Annotated in this window: 22 protein-coding genes; all 22 read left to right on the top strand. The window is 36.8% G+C overall.

Features of this window, described 5'->3' with window-relative positions; genetic code table 11:
- The first annotated feature begins 3 nt into the window (after positions 1-3).
- From fliG to IEV41_RS07100, 22 genes are read left to right on the top strand one after another with little or no spacing between them, the layout of a single operon-like run.
- On the top strand, positions 4-1,023 hold the full coding sequence (gene fliG, locus IEV41_RS07205) for a flagellar motor switch protein FliG (protein ID WP_188387715.1): 1,020 nt from the start codon (positions 4-6) through the stop codon (positions 1,021-1,023).
- Complete coding sequence (gene fliH / locus IEV41_RS07200) at positions 1,016-1,786, top strand: flagellar assembly protein FliH (RefSeq protein WP_188387714.1); 771 nt, start codon at positions 1,016-1,018, stop codon at positions 1,784-1,786. Before fliG ends, fliH begins: the two co-directional genes overlap by 8 nt.
- Entirely contained in the window at positions 1,779-3,098 is a 1,320-nt protein-coding gene (fliI, locus tag IEV41_RS07195) for a flagellar protein export ATPase FliI (RefSeq protein ID WP_188387713.1), read from the top strand. Before fliH ends, fliI begins: the two co-directional genes overlap by 8 nt.
- Before the next feature lie 2 nt (positions 3,099-3,100).
- Positions 3,101-3,541: a flagellar export protein FliJ gene (gene fliJ, locus IEV41_RS07190; protein WP_229722170.1), complete on the top strand. Its 441-nt coding sequence runs from the start codon at positions 3,101-3,103 to the stop codon at positions 3,539-3,541.
- 8 nt (positions 3,542-3,549) lie between these two features.
- On the top strand, positions 3,550-4,161 hold the full coding sequence (locus tag IEV41_RS07185; RefSeq protein ID WP_188387712.1) for a MotE family protein: 612 nt from the start codon (positions 3,550-3,552) through the stop codon (positions 4,159-4,161).
- Positions 4,162-4,176: 15 nt separating this feature from the next.
- Positions 4,177-5,265, top strand: a complete 1,089-nt coding sequence (locus IEV41_RS07180; protein WP_188387711.1) for a flagellar hook-length control protein FliK — start codon at positions 4,177-4,179, stop codon at positions 5,263-5,265.
- An 8-nt stretch (positions 5,266-5,273) separates the two neighbouring features.
- Positions 5,274-5,831, top strand: coding sequence for a flagellar hook assembly protein FlgD (gene flgD, locus IEV41_RS07175; protein ID WP_229722169.1), 558 nt, complete (start codon positions 5,274-5,276; stop codon positions 5,829-5,831).
- 51 nt (positions 5,832-5,882) lie between these two features.
- A complete protein-coding gene (locus tag IEV41_RS07170) occupies positions 5,883-7,103 on the top strand; it encodes a flagellar hook protein FlgE (protein WP_188387710.1) in 1,221 nt (406 codons plus the stop codon).
- Positions 7,104-7,149: 46 nt separating this feature from the next.
- On the top strand, positions 7,150-7,371 hold the full coding sequence (locus IEV41_RS07165; RefSeq protein WP_188387709.1) for a flagellar FlbD family protein: 222 nt from the start codon (positions 7,150-7,152) through the stop codon (positions 7,369-7,371).
- Positions 7,364-7,786 (top strand): flagellar basal body-associated protein FliL, encoded by a 423-nt coding sequence (gene fliL / locus IEV41_RS07160; RefSeq protein WP_229722168.1) that lies wholly within the window; start codon positions 7,364-7,366, stop codon positions 7,784-7,786. The genes IEV41_RS07165 and fliL overlap by 8 nt, the downstream gene beginning before the upstream one ends.
- A 36-nt stretch (positions 7,787-7,822) precedes the next feature.
- Complete coding sequence (fliM, locus tag IEV41_RS07155) at positions 7,823-8,824, top strand: flagellar motor switch protein FliM (RefSeq protein ID WP_188387707.1); 1,002 nt, start codon at positions 7,823-7,825, stop codon at positions 8,822-8,824.
- On the top strand, positions 8,817-9,971 hold the full coding sequence (gene fliY / locus IEV41_RS07150) for a flagellar motor switch phosphatase FliY (protein ID WP_188387706.1): 1,155 nt from the start codon (positions 8,817-8,819) through the stop codon (positions 9,969-9,971). Before fliM ends, fliY begins: the two co-directional genes overlap by 8 nt.
- Positions 9,972-9,993: 22 nt before the next feature.
- Positions 9,994-10,353, top strand: a complete 360-nt coding sequence (locus tag IEV41_RS07145) for a response regulator (protein WP_188387705.1) — start codon at positions 9,994-9,996, stop codon at positions 10,351-10,353.
- A gap of 21 nt (positions 10,354-10,374) precedes the next feature.
- Positions 10,375-11,016, top strand: a complete 642-nt coding sequence (locus IEV41_RS07140) for a flagellar biosynthetic protein FliO (protein WP_188387704.1) — start codon at positions 10,375-10,377, stop codon at positions 11,014-11,016.
- Entirely contained in the window at positions 11,009-11,677 is a 669-nt protein-coding gene (fliP, locus tag IEV41_RS07135) for a flagellar type III secretion system pore protein FliP (protein WP_188387703.1), read from the top strand. The genes IEV41_RS07140 and fliP overlap by 8 nt, the downstream gene beginning before the upstream one ends.
- A 13-nt stretch (positions 11,678-11,690) precedes the next feature.
- Positions 11,691-11,960 (top strand): flagellar biosynthesis protein FliQ, encoded by a 270-nt coding sequence (gene fliQ / locus IEV41_RS07130; protein ID WP_188387702.1) that lies wholly within the window; start codon positions 11,691-11,693, stop codon positions 11,958-11,960.
- A 9-nt stretch (positions 11,961-11,969) separates the two neighbouring features.
- Positions 11,970-12,755 carry a flagellar biosynthetic protein FliR gene (fliR, locus tag IEV41_RS07125; protein WP_188387701.1) on the top strand — a complete coding sequence of 262 codons (786 nt, stop codon included), beginning with the start codon at positions 11,970-11,972 and terminating at the stop codon, positions 12,753-12,755.
- Between the two features lies 1 nt (position 12,756).
- A complete protein-coding gene (flhB, locus tag IEV41_RS07120) occupies positions 12,757-13,839 on the top strand; it encodes a flagellar biosynthesis protein FlhB (protein WP_188387700.1) in 1,083 nt (360 codons plus the stop codon).
- A gap of 15 nt (positions 13,840-13,854) precedes the next feature.
- Positions 13,855-15,891 (top strand): flagellar biosynthesis protein FlhA, encoded by a 2,037-nt coding sequence (gene flhA / locus IEV41_RS07115; RefSeq protein WP_188387699.1) that lies wholly within the window; start codon positions 13,855-13,857, stop codon positions 15,889-15,891.
- Positions 15,888-17,039 (top strand): flagellar biosynthesis GTPase FlhF, encoded by a 1,152-nt coding sequence (gene flhF / locus IEV41_RS07110; protein WP_188387698.1) that lies wholly within the window; start codon positions 15,888-15,890, stop codon positions 17,037-17,039. The genes flhA and flhF overlap by 4 nt, the downstream gene beginning before the upstream one ends.
- A complete protein-coding gene (locus IEV41_RS07105) occupies positions 17,023-17,892 on the top strand; it encodes a MinD/ParA family protein (protein ID WP_188387697.1) in 870 nt (289 codons plus the stop codon). The genes flhF and IEV41_RS07105 overlap by 17 nt, the downstream gene beginning before the upstream one ends.
- 5 nt (positions 17,893-17,897) lie before the next feature.
- The gene (locus tag IEV41_RS07100) at positions 17,898-18,944 is read left to right on the top strand and encodes a protein-glutamate methylesterase/protein-glutamine glutaminase (RefSeq protein WP_188387696.1); all 1,047 of its coding nucleotides are present in this window, start codon (positions 17,898-17,900) and stop codon (positions 18,942-18,944) included.
- Positions 18,945-18,950 lie beyond the last annotated feature (6 nt).

Here is an 18,950-nt window from a genome sequence, read left to right as displayed (position 1 = left end):
GAAATGGCTAATCAAAGTATAAAGAAAGCACTAACTGGTAAGCAAAAAGCCGCGATACTCCTTATTTCACTAGGTCCAGATGTTTCGGCATCTGTATATAAAAACTTATCTGAAGAAGAAATTGAAAAATTAACATTAGAAATTTCAGGTATGAAGAAAGTAACTTCTGATGAGAAGGATGGAATTATTGAAGAATTTCATCAAATGGCCCTTGCGCAAGATTATATTGCGCAAGGAGGGATTGGATATGCTAAGTCGGTGCTAGAGAAGGCCTTAGGAGAGGATAGAGCGCTTCAAATTATCAATCGATTAACTTCGTCTTTACAAGTTAAGCCATTTGACTTTGCTAGAAAGGCCGATCCAAATCAAATTTTACACTTTATCCAAAATGAACATCCGCAAACAATTGCACTAGTGTTATCTTACTTAGATCCAAATCAAGCTGGACAAATCTTGTCTGCGCTTGCACCAGAATTACAAGCAGAAGTTGCAAAACGTATTGCGTTAATGGATAGTACGTCACCGGAGATTATTAGCGAAGTAGAACAAATACTAGAACGAAAGCTATCAACAACAGTGACGCAAGATTATACGCAAACTGGTGGCGTTGAAGCTGTTGTGGATGTGCTAAATGGTGTAGATAGAAGCACAGAAAAGACTATTTTAGATGCACTTAGCATGCAAGATCCAGAATTAGCAGAAGAGATTAAGAAGCGCATGTTTGTATTCGAAGATATTGTAACTCTAGATACGAAAGCTATTCAACGTGTAATACGTGAAGTTGAAAATGAAGATTTAATGCTATCACTGAAAATAGCGAGTGATGAAGTGAAAAATGTTCTGTTTGGAAATATGTCTCAACGTATGGTGGAAACATTTAAAGATGAAATGGAATTCATGGGTCCAGTACGTTTGAAAGATGTAGAAGAAGCTCAAACACGTATTGTGAATGTTATCCGTAAGTTAGAGGATGCTGGTGTTATTGTTGTGGCAAGAGGCGGAGGAGATGAAATCGTTGTCTAGAATTATCAAATCCTATCAAGTGTTAGATGAGTCCAACGATCAATATTGTATTCAATTAAATAATATTCGCTTAACTTCTGGTGAGAAGCACGACGTAGATGAAGTAGAGCATCATGAGAAACGTATTCTTTTATTGGAAGAGAAAGAAAGACAAGCAATCCAACAGAAACATGATTTTGAACAATACGTTAGTGAGATGAACATGCAGTTGGCGCAAGAACGCGAGCAGTGGTTACAAGAAAAGGAGATGCTTATCCGACAAGCAAAGGATGAAGGATATGCTGTTGGAATAGAAGAGGGAAGAGAGTATGGACATAGCGAGTACCATGACCTCTTGAAAGAAGCACATAATATTGTGGAACAGTCGCGGGAAGAATACAATCGTCACCTTGACTCTAGCGATAAAACGATTTTAAAAATAGGGCTGAAGGTAGCAGAGCGTATTCTTGATAGTATGTTAACTGATATGCCAGAACAATTTATGCCGTTAGTAAAGAAAGCAGTAAAAGAAGTACAGGAACATCAAGACGTACATATTCGTATTCATCCAGAAAAGTATCCATTGCTCCTTTCGTTTAAAGAAGAGTTATGTGAATTGTTACAGAGAGATGTAGATATGTATATATACCCTGATGAAGAATTACAAGTGAATGATTGTATTATTGATTCTTCGTTTGGGAGAATTGATGCAAGTATTGATACACAATTAGCGGAAATGAAAGAGAAACTCCTCGAACTAATGGAGGGGGAACGAGATGAATAGTGAAGAAATCTTTCAACATATTCATACAGTAGATACATATAAGCGTTATGGGAAGGTTACTAAAGTAGTAGGATTAATGATTGAATCAAAAGGTCCGGAATCTTCCATTGGTGACGTGTGTTATATACATGTTGGTGGAAAAAGTGAAAAGAAAGTATATGCAGAAGTTGTCGGGTTCCGAGGGGAGCATGTCGTATTAATGCCATTTACAAATGTACAGGATATTTCTCCTGGATGTATGGTAGAGGCAACGAGAATGCCACTGCAAGTGAAAGTTGGCCATGCGTTGCTTGGACAAGTCCTTGATCCGCTTGGTAATCCGCTAGATGGTTCTAAGTTGCCTAAAGGATTGCTTCCTGTTACAACAGAGAACGATCCGCCAAATCCAATGAAAAGACCACCTATTCATGAGACAGTAGAAGTTGGCGTCAAAATGATTGATAGTTTATTAACAGTAGGAAAAGGTCAAAGGATTGGTATTTTCGCAGGTAGTGGTGTTGGGAAAAGTACGTTAATGGGTATGATTGCACGGAATACAAATGCGGATATCAACGTTATCGCATTAATTGGAGAGCGTGGTCGTGAAGTACGAGAGTTTATTGAAAAAGACTTAGGACCAGAAGGGTTGAAGAAGTCAATTGTAATTGTAGCGACGTCTGACCAACCTGCTTTAATGAGGTTAAAAGGAGCGTATACTGCAACATCGATAGCAGAGTACTTCCGAGATCAAGGGATGAATGTCATGTTTATGATGGACTCTGTTACGCGTGTTGCGATGGCACAACGAGAGATTGGCTTAGCAGTAGGGGAGCCTCCAACTACAAAAGGATATACGCCATCTGTATTTGCTATTTTACCGAAATTGTTAGAGCGAACAGGTACGAGTGAGCATGGTACTATATCTGCATTTTATACAGTACTTGTGGACGGAGATGACATGAATGAGCCGATAGCAGACACAGTTCGGGGGATTTTAGATGGACATTTAGTATTAGACCGTGCATTAGCGAATAAAGGACAATTCCCTGCTGTTCATGTCTTAAAAAGTGTAAGTCGTGTGATGAATCAAATTGTCACGAAAGAACATAGACAAGCAGCTGAAAAAGTGAGATCGCTACTAGCGACGTATATCAATGCGGAAGATTTAATTAACATCGGAGCATATAAACGGGGTTCTTCTGCTGAAATTGATGAGGCAATTCATTTCTATCCAAAAATCATTGAATTTTTAAAGCAAGATGTACATGAGTCTGTGACACAAGAGGAAAGTTTGAACATGTTGTTCCAGTTAATACATAAAGGTGGCTTATAATAATGTACACATACAAATTCGGAAAGATATTGTCAATTAAGGAAAAAGAGAAAGAAGAAAAACAATCTCAGTATGAACAATCTGTAATGGAATTTGAAAAGTGTGCAGAAAAGCTATATGAACTGTTGAAACAGAAAGAAGACTTAGAGGCAATGAGACAAGCAAAGCTGGAACGAGGATTACCTGTAGGGGACATGTTAGCGCAACAATACTTCATTGATAACCTAGAGAAAGTTATTATGAACCACCAGGTACTTGTGATAGAAGCAAGACAAATGATGCACCAAATGCAAGAAGGGCTCATTCATTCAAATATTGAAGTGAAAAAATATGAGCAAATTAAAAAGAATGATTATGAGAATTATCTTTTTGAACAAAAGAATATGGAATCCATGTTAATGAACGAAATTTCCATTCAACAGTTTATGAATCGTGGGATTTAGGTGAGGTTATGAAAAGTATGCAAAATCATAAGGAAGAGGTAGGAACGAAGAAAAACGGCTTTTTTAAATGGTTACTTTATATGATTGTCACTCCTGCTTTATTTGCTGCTGTATTATTTGCTATCGTGTTCAATGCACTTGGCTATGATGTTATTGGCACTGTGAAGGAAGCGAGTAAGAATATTCCATTTATTTCTTCTAGTGAAGAAGCAAATAAAAAAGAAGCTTCGAATGCTTCTGAAGCAAGTAAGTTAGAGACAAAAAACCAAAAGCAAGAAGAAGAAATTGCGAAGTTAAAGAAGGACCTTGAGCAGAAACAAGCAGATATTCGTAGTTTAGAAGTTAAGTTAAATCGAGCTACAAGTTCAGCGGATGTAGCACAAAACGTAGAAGAAGAAGCGCTTGCGAAAACAAAGGGACTTGTTAAAAAAGTGACGCAAAGTTATGAAGAGATGAAACCGAAGCAAGCAGCCAAAATTGTACAAGAATTACCAACAGAAGAAGCAGTTAAGTTATTAGCTAGATTGAAGCCAGATGTCCTTGCTGCTATTTTGGAAAACATAGATTCCAAGCAAGCAGCAACATATACATCCTTGTTAACAAAAGAACAAACATCGTGAAAGGAGGGAGAGTAGGTGAATACAAGTATCCAATTGGTTCAACCATCTTTTTCACAGAGCATGTCTCAAGCAGGCAAAGGATCTAGTACACAAGGGGTAGATTCCTTATTTACATCTATTATGGGACAATTAGAGTCTAATTTACAGCAGCAAGATAGTGAAGCATCATTACTAGACTTGCCTTCTTTAAAAGGATTAATAGAAGGATTGTTTCAACACGTTTCACCAGAAGAAAAGCAGCTACTAGAACAAACAATGGAAGCATTGAAAGAGAAAATAGGGCAGCATGAGAATATAGAAGAAGCAGCCTATATGTTACTTGCTAGCATTGCGCTTCAACCACAGGAAATCAAAAATATTGTAGCTAAATTGCAACAAGATGGTGTGCTTTCTAAGCAAGTAGCAGATAAATTAGCACCACTACTTGAACAGCCACTTATTCAAAAAGAACTAACTGAAATCAAAAAAGTGGTGGAGAAATGGCAACAGAAAAAAGATGAAGCGAAAATGACGTACTTGCAAGGTGTGCTGGAGCGAGTGTTTCCGAATGAAGGAAAAGAAGCGGGGATAAGTATTTTACCGACACGTACGTTGCCTATTTATCAGCCGATGGAAAGCATTAACCTTCATGTTGCCCCGCCAACGGAAGGAAAAGCAGTTGCTTTATATGTAGCCATGAATGGAAACAAGGTAAATGAGCAACAGTTCATTCGCAATTTCCAACAAATGTTAATGAATGGTAATTTGACTTCTGCAAACGGTATTCAAAAGCTAAGTATTAAGTTATACCCAGAGCATTTAGGAGCTGTTCATGTAGACATTATAAAGCGTGGCGGTGAAATGATTGCAAAAATTGTCGCTTCTTCTGGAACCGCACGAGAAGCGTTGGAAAATCAAGTGCAACAATTAAGAGCGGCATTTGTTAACCAAAATATTTCTGTTGATAAAGTCGAAATAGCAAGTTACTTACAGCAATGGAAACAGCATCAACAAAATAATCAATCTGCACATGAACAGCAACAACAACATAAGCGACAAGTAGCGGACGAGGATGAAGAAAATACACATTCATTCTTAGAAGAGCTAACAAACCTAAAAGCGTAGGTGACAAGATGAATATAGGAAATACGATGGCAAAGCAAGCAACTGCAGCGAAATCAAACAATACTAAACCAACAAATGAGAGGTTGGTAGGGAATTTTGATCCACCTCCAGCTCAGCAGAAAGCACCAAATGATGCACTAGGAAAAGATGCATTCCTAAAAATTCTTGTAACACAATTACAACATCAAGATCCGTTAAATCCAATGCAAGATAAAGATTTTATCGCGCAAATGGCGACATTTAACTCGTTAGAGCAAATGATCAACATGAATAAAATGTTGGAAACACTTGTTATTTCACAAAACGGTTCACAATTACTACAGTTCAGTGAAATGATTGGAAAAAAAGTATCATTTGAAACGGTGACTGATAAGAAAGATGAACAAGGAAACTTCATCACGGAGAAAGGTGAAGGAATTGTGAAATCTGTTCATTACAAAGGAACAGAAGTAATCATCGAATTAATGGATGGCAAGAAAATAAATGCATTCACTATTACTTCTGTTGGAGCAGATATAAAAGAAGAGGAAGCAGAAGTAGAAGAAGAAACTCCGAAAAAGGAATAGATGGAGATAGATTCATAGAAATATTCACACATACAAAAGGAGGAAATAATTATGCTTCGTTCAATGTATTCAGGAATTGGTGGAATGAAAAACTTCCAAACAAAACTAGATGTTATCGGGAATAATATTGCCAACGTTAATACATATGGCTTCAAGAAAAGTCGTGTGACGTTCAAAGATATTGCAAGCCAAACCCTATCAGGTGCAAGTGGGCCAACTGCAAATCTTGGCGGCCAAAATGGAATGCAAGTTGGTCTAGGTGCAACGCTTGCAAGTATTGATACAATCCATACAAGTGCGAGCTTACAAACAACAGGTAGAACACAAGACTTAGGGATTGACGGTGATGGTTATTTCGTAGTAAAGAATGGAAATCAGTCATTCTATACACGCGCTGGAAACTTTGATTTTGACTATGCTGGTAATTTAGTAACACCTGGTGGATACAAAGTACAAGGTTTCCCTGTAGTGAATGGAAAAGTAGATACAACACAAGTTGGAGATATTCAGCTTGATCGTAATGAATTCATGCCACCTACAGCAACAACATTCGCAACATTTGCCGGGAACTTAGATGCAGGAGCAGCGAACGGTTCGACAGCGAATCTTGATTTTAAGGTGCGTGATTCATTAGGAAATGAACACGAAATGACAATGGTTGCTACAAAGAATGGCGATAATGCGTGGTCATACAATATTACGAGAAAAGGCGAGGCTACATCGTTATCAAGTGGTACGTTAAACTTTGATGCGAATGGTAAGCTTGCTCCGACATCAACAGTTGCAGACTTAAGAATACCAGGCTTGAATGGTGCGAATGATATTGTAATCCAAGCTGCTGATTTAAAGTTTGAGAATGTATCACAAGTAGCTGCACCGTCGAAGTTGAACTTAAAGGACAAGGATGGCTTTGCTGAAGGTTACTTAAATGGATTTACGATTTCTCCAACTGGAGAGGTGAATGCGACATTCACAAATGGTCAATTGAAAGTAGTAAGTCAAATTGCACTAGCGAATTTTAGTAACCCATCTGGTCTAATGAAATCAGGTAACAACCTATTCACAGAATCGAATAACTCTGGTTTACCAAATATCACATTAGCTGGTGACGGTGCAGGTGGAATTAAAGCAGGCTCACTTGAGATGAGTAACGTAGATTTATCAGAAGAATTTACAGAGATGATTGTATCGCAACGTGGTTTCCAAGCTAACTCTCGTATTATTACGACCTCAGATCAAATCTTAGAAGAACTTGTAAACTTGAAGCGATAAGGTAGGTGAAATAGCAAGTGTCTACTAAAGAGGCATTTGCGTTCGAATGATTACTTTGACACGATTAAATGGAAAGTCATTCACCTTAAATGCATTATACATCGAACAAGTGCAATCTTTTCCAGATACGACAATTACATTAGTAAGTGGTACGAAAATTGTTGTATGTGAAACAGAAGAGATAGTGAAAGAGCGTGTACATACATTCTATCAATCAATTGGATTGATAGGATGTAGGTTACGTGAGGAGGTGGATGAAGATGAATAAGACAGTGAAAATTATGTTAGGACTTATGGTTTGTATTGTTCTCACAGCCGCTGTTACATTTGTTGTACTTGATAAATTTAGTAAGCCAAAAGGGGATACAGAGCAAACAATTGATGAAGTACTCGAAGTTTCTTATGATGTTCCTGAGGTGACAACAAACTTATTAAGCGGTGAGTTTGTTAAAATTAAATTTAAAATTCAAATGAGCTCTAAAAAAGCAAAAGAAGAGATAGAAAAACGCGATTTTCAAGTAAATAATGTTATTATTCAAGAATTAGTACAAATGACACATGATGATGTAAGGGAAAAAAATAGTATCCCAACGTTAGAAAGTGTGATAAAAAATAAAGTAAATGAACTAATGAAAAGTGGAAGTGTTGTACGAGTCTACACAACTTCTATTATGGTACAATGAGGATAGAATAGTAGCAGGAAAAGGGGGGTGAAACTGTTGGCAGTCGGAGATGTTTTATCACAAAGTGAAATTGATGCTCTGCTTTCCGCGATATCTACTGGACAAATGGATGCAGATGAGCTGAAAAAAGAAGACAATCAACGAAAAGTAAGAGTCTATGATTTTAAACGAGCACTACGTTTCTCGAAAGATCATATGAGGAGCCTATCAAGAATACACGAAAACTTCTCTAGGTTATTAACAACATACTTTTCAGCACAATTACGCACATACGTCAATATATCAGTTATGTCTGTTGACCAGTTACCTTATGAAGAATTTATTAGCTCCATTCCAAAGATGACTATTCTAAATATTTTTGATGTAGCACCTTTAGAAGGACGTATTATGCTAGAAGTAAATCCGAATATTGCTTACACAATGCTAGATCGTGTGTTAGGGGGAAGAGGAGCTAGTTATAATAAAATCGATAGTTTAACTGAAATTGAAACGAAGATTATGAAGCAATTATTCGAACGATGTGTTGATAGTTTGCAAGAGTCATGGAGCTCTGTTATTGACATTGATCCATCTTTCTCAGGGTTTGAAGTAAATCCACAGTTTTTACAAATAGTTTCACCTAATGAAACGGTCGTGGTTATTTCATTAAGTACACAAGTTGGAGATACGACAGGAATGATTAACATATGTATCCCTCACGTTGTACTAGAACCAATCCTTCCAAACTTGTCTGTGAAACATTGGATGCAGACAGTGAAGAAAGAACGAAATGAAGAAGAAGTTCAACTGTTAGCAAATAGAGTGAAGAATACAGAAGTGGTTCTTTCCGCACAATTAGGCGAATCCACTATTTCGATTCAAGATTTCTTACATTTACAAATGGGAGACGTCATTACACTCGAAAAAGATGTAAGTAAACCGTTGACGATATGTGTAGGAGACCAACCGAAGTATGTTGGACAACCAGGGAAAGTAAATAAGAAACTTGCTGTTCAAATTATTGACTCTTTCAGGGGAGGAGAGCGAATTGATGAATGATGGAATGTTATCACAAGATGAAATTGATGCATTATTAAGAGGCAGCGTGGATGATAACGATCTGAAAGAAGAAGAGGTTATGGTACTTCCCATTGAAGATTTTTTATCAAATATAGAGATTGATGCGTTAGGAGAAATAGGGAATATTTCTATCGGTAGCTCGGCAACTGCATTATCTACTCTTTTAAATCAAAAAGTAGATATTACAACGCCGTCTATACATATTGTTGAAACAAATAAATTAAAAGACGAATTTCCAGAACCATACGTTGCTGTGTATGTAAATTATACAGTAGGTTTTGAAGCAACTAACTTGTTTGTCATTAATACAAGGGATGCAGCAGTTATTGCTAATTTAATGTTAGGTGGCGATGGACTCGTTAATTCAGCTGAATTAGATGAGATTCAATTAAGTGCTGTACAAGAGGCAATGAATCAAATGATGGGTTCAGCTGCAACTTCTATGTCACAGATTTTTAGCAAAAAAGTAGATATTTCACCTCCATTTATTGATTTATTGAATTTTAAGCATGGGGTAGGAACAGATAATATCCCATCAGATGATATGTTAGTGAAAGTTTCTTTCCGCTTAAAAGTGGGTGATTTAATTGATTCAAATATTATGCAATTATTATCCGTTCCATTCGCAAAAGAATTGGTAGATGAATTATTACATAAATCAGCGGCAGTAGAGGAAGCAGCAACTGTAGAAGCAGCACCACCGCTACCAGTAGCAAAACCAATGGTTGAACCAGTAAAACAACATTCATCTGCACATTATACAGAGCAGCAGATGCAAGCACCATCATCAAGACCAGCACAGCCGATGAATGTACAACCAGCTGTATTTTCTGATTTCCAATCAACGGAATTCGTCAATGTGGAGGCGCAGAATTTAAATCTATTATATGATATTCCGCTAAAAGTGACGGTTGAATTAGGAAGAACGAAGCGTTCTGTAAAAGATATACTAGATTTAGCAACAGGTTCTATTATTGAGCTTGATAAGTTAGCAGGTGAACCTGTAGATATTCTAGTAAATAACAAGCTAATCGCACAAGGAGAAGTAGTTGTAATTGATGAAAACTTTGGAGTGCGTGTAACAGATATAATTAGTCAATCCGCAAGATTAAATAAATTAGGATAAGGAAATTAGGAGGAATTATAAAATGGGGAAAATTTTGATTGTAGATGATGCAGCATTTATGCGAATGATGATTAAAGACATCTTAGTGAAAAATGGATTTGAAGTTTGTGGCGAAGCAGAAAATGGTCAACAAGCAATTGAAAAATTCAAGGAAACACAACCAGATTTAGTAACGATGGATATTACAATGCCAGAGATGGACGGTATTCAAGCGTTAAAAGAAATCCGTAAAACAAACCCAAATGCAAAAATTATTATGTGTTCTGCAATGGGTCAACAAGCGATGGTAATTGAAGCAATTCAAGCAGGAGCGAAAGACTTCATCGTAAAGCCTTTCCAAGCTGACCGCGTTATTGAAGCTATTACTAAGGCACTTTCGTAATTGTAACGGGGGTACATAGCATTGTTGAAACGAATAATAATGATTTTTGGTTTAACAATGATGTTCTTTTCGCCGCTTTCTCAGCATTCAGCTGAAGCGGCGGAAAAAATGTCGGTCAAAGATTGCATTGGAAATCAAGAGCAGTGTGATCAAGAAGAGTCAACAGAAGTGGAAGCACCAGCGGTACCTGATACAAATGCATCTGCATGGGATGTTGTAAAAATGATTGGTTCATTTGTCTTTGTGTTAGTTCTGCTGTTTCTTCTTCTTCGTTATTTAGGAAAGAAGAATCAAAGTTTCCAAGGAAATAAACTCATTTCAAATATAGGTGGAACACCATTAGGTGGAAATCGCTCCATTCAAGTAGTAAAGATAGGGAATCAACTCTATATTGTTGGTGTGGGGGAGAATGTTCAACTATTAAAAGAAATTGATGATGAAGCTGAGATACAAATGATGATGAACATGTATGAAGAACAGTTGGATAATAAACTCCAACCATCGACATTATTACATAAATGGATTAGTAAGAAAAATCCTTCTGTCAATAATAAATCATTTTCTTTCCAAGAAGTATTTAAAGATCAACTTAGTGAATTAACGAACAAAAGGAAGAAAGCATTAACGGATTTAGAGAAGAAGGGGACATCAAAAGATGGATAACATAACGGATTTTTTAAACTTTAATGACCCCGCGGCAACAACAACCTCTATTAAATTACTTCTTTTATTTACTGTTCTTTCACTTGCTCCAAGTATTTTAATCTTAATGACTTGTTTCACTCGTGTTGTTATTGTGATGTCTTTCGTTCGAACAGCTTTAGGGACGCAACAAATGCCACCGAATCAGTTGTTAATTGGATTGTCATTGTTCATTACGTTCTTTGTGATGTCACCAACATTCTTGCAAATAAATGAACAAGCGTTACAACCTTTATCAAAGGACGAGATAGGATTAGAAGAAGCATATGAGAAAGCGACTTTACCATTGAAGGAATTTATGAGTAAGCATACGCGGCAAAAAGATTTAGCCTTATTTATGAGTTATGCTGGCGAAACAGAAAAACCTACATCCGTTGAAGAAATCCCGTTGAAAGCACTTGTTCCGGCTTTTGCAATTAGTGAGATTAAGACAGCGTTCCAGATGGGCTTTATGATTTTCATACCTTTTTTAATTATTGATATGATTGTAGCCAGTGTTTTAATGTCAATGGGGATGATGATGCTACCACCGGTTATGATTTCATTGCCATTCAAAATATTGCTATTTATTCTTGTTGATGGCTGGTACTTAGTTGTAAAATCGTTACTCTCAAGTTTTTAAGTAGGTGATTTAGTTGACATATGAATTTGTTGTTTCATTAGCAGAGAAAGGGATTTATACATTATTACTCGTTTGCGGTCCGTTATTAGGGATTGCGTTGGCTGTCGGATTAATTATTAGTATTTTTCAAGCAACAACGCAAATTCAAGAGCAAACATTAGCATTTGTTCCGAAGATTGTAGCTGTACTTCTTGGATTAGTATTCTTCGGTCCGTGGATGCTTTCACGTCTTTTAACATTTACAACGGAAATTTTTGCAAACTTGTCACAGTATATAAGGTAATAGCACCATATGGAGTATTTACAACATATTCAAGTTTATTTTCCGCTGTTTTTACTTATTTTTGCTAGAGTATCTGCTTTTCTTATTACAATGCCTATTATCTCTTATCGGACAATACCGAACACACATAAGATAGGATTAGCATTCTTTCTAGCAGTCTCCATGACAACGAACATGGATGCAATACCATTGAATATTGATATGGTTTATTTACTATTAGTCATGAAAGAAGTTGTAATCGGACTGGTCATTGGGCTATTTGCTTATATGATTATTTCGGGCATTCAAATTGCTGGTGGTTTAATTGATTTTCAAATGGGGTTTGCGATGGCCAATGTACTTGATCCTCAAACTGGAGCGCAAGTACCATTAATGGGGCAATATTTGAACTATTTTACATGGTTAATGTTGTTGACAGTAGATGCGCATCATTTGTTATTTGATGGCATTTATTACAGCACAGAGTTTATGCCGATTACACAATTTACGTCTGCGTTTGGGGAAGAAGGATTTATTCTGTTAGTTGTAAAATCATTTAGTGCAATGTTTGTCATTGCATTTCAAATGGCATTACCTATTGTTGGAAGTGTATTACTTGTGGATATCGCGATTGGTATTCTCGGTCGAACTGTTCCACAGCTAAATTTATTTGTTGTCGGATATCCGGTGAAAATCTTTGTTAGTTTTGTATTATTAATTGTGACAATGTCCACGTTCTTTATCGCTGTAGAGAAATTATTTGAGTTGATGATTCTATCAATGAGAGCAATGATGAAGGTTATAGGAGGGGCATAGGATGGCACAATTAAAATTAGACTTACAACTTTTCTCTGGCGAAAAAACAGAGAAAGCTACTCCTAAGAAAAGAGAAGAGTCTCGTGACAAAGGGCAAGTAGCAAAAAGTGCAGATGTGAACACAGCCCTTATTTTATTTGCTAGTTTTTTAGTGTTGTACGCAGGTAAGGGATATTTGTATGATCGATTGCAAAATTTTCTTGTAAAGAGTTTTAGCGTATATATGACAAAAGAAGTAACACCACAAAATATCGCTTCCTTGTCGTATGAAATCTTAATAGATTTTATGATGATGGTTGCACCATTTGTTGGTGCAGCGTTTCTTAGTGCATTAGTAGCAAACTATATTCAAGTAGGCTTTATGTTCTCAACAGAGTCTATTCAAATGAAGGGGAATCGAATAAATCCGCTTTCTGGATTTAAACGCATCTATTCATTACGAGCAATCGTAGAGTTAGTGAAATCAATTTTGAAAGTAATATTAATTGGTTCTATTGCTACATTCATTCTATGGGGACACGCTGGAGAGTTACTAAATTTAGCGCTTATCCCACTTAGTAGCTCGTTAGAAATGATTTTCGATATTATGATTCAGATGGGGCTCTTTGTGTCTGTTGCTTTAGTAGCTTTATCTATTTTTGATTATGCGTATCAGAAATATGATTTTGAAAAGAACATTCGTATGTCAAAACAAGATATTAAAGATGAACATAAAAAGATGGAAGGAGACCCATTCATTAAGTCGAAAATTAAGCAAAAGCAACGAGAAATGTCGATGCGTCGTATGATGCAGGAAATTCCGAATGCAGATGTTATTATTACGAACCCAACTCATTATGCAATTGCATTAAAATACGACGATGAAAAACGCGATGCCCCGTTTATTGTTGCAAAAGGTGTAGACTTTGTCGCACAAAAGATTAAAGACATCGCAAATGACCACGACATTGTCATGGTTGAAAATAAACCATTAGCGAGAGCGCTTTATGCTCAAAGTGAAATTGGAGACGAAATTCCTGAAAGTTTTTTTAAAGTTGTAGCAGAAATATTAGCGTATGTATATCAGGTGAAAAAGAAAGTGTAAGGAGAGAAATTGTTCATGAAGGTAAGAGATATTTCTGTCTTAGTTAGTGTAATTCTTATTGTGGCAATGCTTATCATCCCGTTACCGACATGGCTGTTAAGTTTTTTCATTATCGTTAATATAACGTTAGCGTTATTAGTACTTCTTATTTCAATGAATTTAAGAGAGCCGCTAGACTTCTCGGTATTTCCCTCTTTGATTCTATTGTTAACATTATTCCGATTAGGATTGAACGTGTCGACTACACGAGCAATCTTAGGTGAAGGTCATGCCGGACAAGTAGTCGAGGCATTTGGAACATTTGTTATCGGTGGAGATGTATTAGTAGGGTTTGTTGTTTTCTTAATACTAGTTATCATTCAATTTATCGTTATTACAAAAGGTTCGGAACGTGTATCTGAAGTAGCAGCAAGATTCACGTTAGATGCAATGCCTGGTAAGCAAATGAGTATAGATGCAGACTTGAATGCAGGTATTATTTCTGACGCACAAGCGAAAGAGCGTCGAGATAAAGTAGCTAGAGAAGCAGATTTCTATGGATCGATGGATGGTGCAACGAAGTTCGTAAAGGGAGACGCCATTGCAGGTATTGTTATTCTATTAATTAACATTATTTTCGGTATCATTATCGGAATGGTGCAACAAGATCTTTCTTTAAATGAGGCAAGTGTAAAGTATACGATGTTAACTGTTGGTGACGGTATCGTCAGCCAAATCCCAGCATTATTACTATCTACTGCAACTGGATTAATTGTGACTCGCAGTGCATCAAATGAGAACTTCTCTGCTGATGTTACAGCACAGTTATTTAATTATCCAAAGCTTCTTTACGTGGCAGCTGGAACAATTGCTACACTTGGAATTTTCACACCGATAGGAATTTTCTTAACGTTCCCTGTCGCTGGTTTGTTAATCTTTGCGGCGTATAAGATGACAATCAAACCACAAGTGGATCCAATTGAAGTCGAAGAAATGGAGCAAGAAGTAGAAACGAACGAAATGAAGAGTCCAGAAGCAATTGTAAAATTGTTAGAAGTAGATCCAATCGAGTTCGAATTTGGTTACGGTTTAATACCGTTAGCGGATGTATCACAAGGAGGAGACTTACTTGATCGAATTGTGATGATTCGTAGACAGTTAGCCATGGAGCTTGGAATGGTTATTCCTGTTGTTCGGGTTCGAGATAATGTCCAATTGCAACCGAATGAATATTGCTTAAAGATTAAAGGGAATGAAGTTGCGAGAGGTGAGTTGTTACTCGATCATTATTTAGCGCTGAGCCCAGGGTATGATGAAGAATCTATTGTAGGTATTGATACAGTGGAGCCATCATTTGGTTTACCAGCTAAGTGGATTTCAGAAGAAATGAAAGAACAAGCAGAAATGTTTAATTATACGGTTGTTGATCCACCTTCAGTTGTATCGACACATATGACGGAACTTATTAAGGCGCATGCACATGAATTATTAGGTCGTCAAGAAACGAAGAATTTAATTGATCATGTAAAAGAAACATATCCAATCTTGGTAGAGGAAGTAACACCAAGCCCGTTAAGTGTTGGAGATATACAGAAAGTATTAGCGAAGTTACTAATGGAAAAAGTATCCATACGCAACTTACCAACTATTTTTGAAACATTAGCTGATTATGGTCGATTAACAACAGATACAGATGTATTAACAGAATACGTTAGACAAGCATTAGCAAGACAAATTACAAAGCAATATAGTGGTAATAATGGTGTAATTAAAGTTATTACATTATCCGGAAAAGTAGAAAAAATAATTGCAGATAGTATTCAACAAATGGAACACGGTAATTACCTATCGATTGATCCAATGACATCACAAGCAATTATTCAAGCTGTAGCACAAGAAGCAGAGAAAGTATCGTTAATGGAACAGTCTGCAATTTTATTATGTTCGCCAGCTGTACGTATGCACGTGAAACAGTTGTTAGAACGTTATATGCCAACAGTTCCAGTACTCTCTTATAACGAATTAGAAGCAAATATTGAAGTGCAAAGTGTTGGGATGGTGACAATTGAGTGAAAATAAAAAAATACGTGGCACCGTCGATAGGAGAGGCAACGAAAAAAATCAAAGAAGAATTAGGTAGCGATGCGGTTATTCTTAGTTCGAAAGTTATTTATGTAGGTGGCTTCCTCGGAATGTTCAAAACAAAGAAAATGGAAGTAATAGCGGCAATTGATGAAGAAGTACACGCTACTTCTTTTGTGCCGCGCTCTACTATAAAAAGGGAAGTGGTGGAACCTGTTACACCACCTCTTCCAGTTTCGTCTATAAAAGAAGAGCAGTTGTTAGCTGAAATTACAGATTTAAAAGAATTATTATCAGAAATGAAAGAAACAAAGGAAGTTAATAGAAATACATCATATCCTTTACCCCTTGCCAAATGGGATACTTTCATGCAAGAGCAAGAAATATCTTCATCATTTAGATCTATCTGCATGGAGAAGCTACTAGAAAAGTGGTACGTGCACCAATCAAAAGCAAGTGATGAGATGGTCGAAGGTTGGATGAAAGAAATACTATATAATGAAATTTCTCATTTAGATTACGGGAAAATAAGTAACGAATGTAAGTACATCAATGTAGTGGGTCCAACCGGAGTTGGAAAAACGACAACTTTGGCTAAAATCGCAGCGGAAGCAATGCTGAAATTACAGAAGAGAATTGCGTTTATTACAACTGATACATATCGGATTGGTGCAATTGAACAATTGAAAACATATGCGTCTATTTTGAACGTTCCAATAGAAGTATGTTATACGTTAGAGGATTTTCATCAAGCGATTCAACAATTTGAAGACTATGACTTAGTCTTAATTGATACGGCAGGAAGAAATTTCACTGATAAGACGTATATTGAGGGTCTCAAAGAAATTATTGATTTTTCACAAACAGAGACACTCTTAGTTTTATCGCTTACTTCTAAATATGAGGATATGAGAAAGATTACATCACAGTTTCAAGCGATTGGTATTAATCGACTTGTCTTTACGAAAATGGACGAAACATTAAGTTATGGTGCAATGCTAAATATTATGAATGAATATAATCTTGGTGTTGCTTATATGACGAATGGCCAAAATGTACCGGATGATATTGTAGAAGGAAATCCTACAGCAATTTTACATGTATTAATGGAGCGTTATACGAATGAGAGATCAAGCTGAGGTTCTTAGAAGGAAAATTAACGCTAGTAAAATAGCACGTAAAGCACGAACGATAGCGATTGTTAGTGGCAAAGGAGGAGTTGGTAAATCTAATTTTTCCGTGAATTTCTCCTTACAGCTTGCCAAAAAAGGTAAAAAAGTATTGCTTATTGATATGGATCTTGGGATGGGAAATGTCGAACTAATCCTTGGTGAACCAGCAAAGGGGAATTTTGTCGATATTTTTAAGAATGGTGTCACTATTCATGATATTATAAATACAGGAACGTTTGGATTAGATTATATTGCTGGAGGTACTGGCTTTCATGAAGTGTTTCAATTTAATGAGGAAAAGCTAAATTATTTCTTTGTTCAACTTGAAATGGTAATAGGAAGGTATGATTATATTCTATTTGATATGGGAGCTGGAGTTACAGAAATAAACTTAGCATTTCTTCGTTCTGTGGAAGATATGATGATTATTACGACTCCAGAACCGACCGCAATTACGGATGCATACTCTATGATGAAGTATATGTGTTCGTTTGAGAAGGGTGTCGCTTATTATCTAGTTGTTAATAAGGTTTGGAGTAAAAGAGATGGAGAGCAAGTTTCCATGCGAATTGCAAATGCAGCGAAACATTTCTTACAGCAAGATATTCAAATGTTAGGTAGTATAGTTCATGATGAATTAGTGATGAAGGCTGTTATTGAACAAGTACCATTCACTGTTTATGATCCAAAGAGTGCTGTTAGTCAAGCGATAGTGACGATTGTTAATCAATATCTTGGCTTGAGTAATGATAACGTGTGGACAGAGCAGAAAGAAGGGTTTGTTGATAAGCTGCGCACATTCTTTTTGAAAAGGAAATGAGAAGGATGAAGAAAGTAAAAGTAGTAATTGTAGATGACTCGGCCTTCATGAGGCAAGTGCTTAAAGGATTATTGGAAGAGGATGGGCGTATTGAAGTAATAGGTACACTACGAAATGGGAAAGATGCGTTAGAAAAATTACCGCTCTTACAGCCAGATGTTGTTACCATGGATGTTGAAATGCCGATTATGGATGGCTTGGAAACGCTTCAACAATTAATGAAAGAATATCCACTTCCTGTTGTAATGTGCTCAAGTACAACAAAAGAGGGAGCGGAAAATACAATTATTGCGATGCAGTATGGTGCTGTAGACTTCATTACGAAACCAACGAGTATGATGAAGTTTGATTCAGCAACATTTGGCTATACAGTGATAGATAAAGTTGTTTCAGCAGCTAGTGCAAATATAGGACGAAAAGTACATGATACGTCAATTACGCCAGTTGTCTTACCTTTTTCTCCGTCTAAAGGAAAAAAGAAGAAATTAGTATGTATAGGTGTTTCAACAGGGGGGCCACGAGCACTTCAGGAAGTGCTAGCAAAGTTTCCTGCTGAGATTGATTTTCCAGTATTAATTGTGCAACATATGCCTGCTGGATTCACGAAATCTTTAGCTGTACGATTAAACGCATGTTCTCAAATTACAGTAAAAGAGGCTGAACATGGAGAAAGCCTTCAAAATGGCGTGGCATATATTGCTCCTGGTGATTTTCATATGAAAATAATGAAAAAGGGAATGACAGCAGAGATTGGTTTGACGAAAGAAGCGCCTCGTAGAGGACATCGTCCATCTGTTGACACACTCTTTGAATCATTAGTTGGATGGGATGATTACCATCAAGTTCACGTTGTGATGACTGGGATGGGTTCTGATGGCACAGAAGGGCTTGTTGCCCTGAAAAGAGAACAGAGTGTTATTACAATTGCTCAGTCGAAAGAAACATCGGTAGTTTTTGGGATGCCAAAAAGCGCAATTGCTGCGAGTGTAGTGGACCACATAGTAGATGTTGAAGAAATTGCGAAGAGCATCATGAAATATTCTAGTTTATAGGGGAGT

Source organism: Priestia taiwanensis (assembly GCF_014638355.1).
Taxonomy (GTDB): domain Bacteria; phylum Bacillota; class Bacilli; order Bacillales; family Bacillaceae_G; genus Priestia_D; species Priestia_D taiwanensis.
This window is presented reverse-complemented; position numbering and strand designations above follow the sequence as displayed.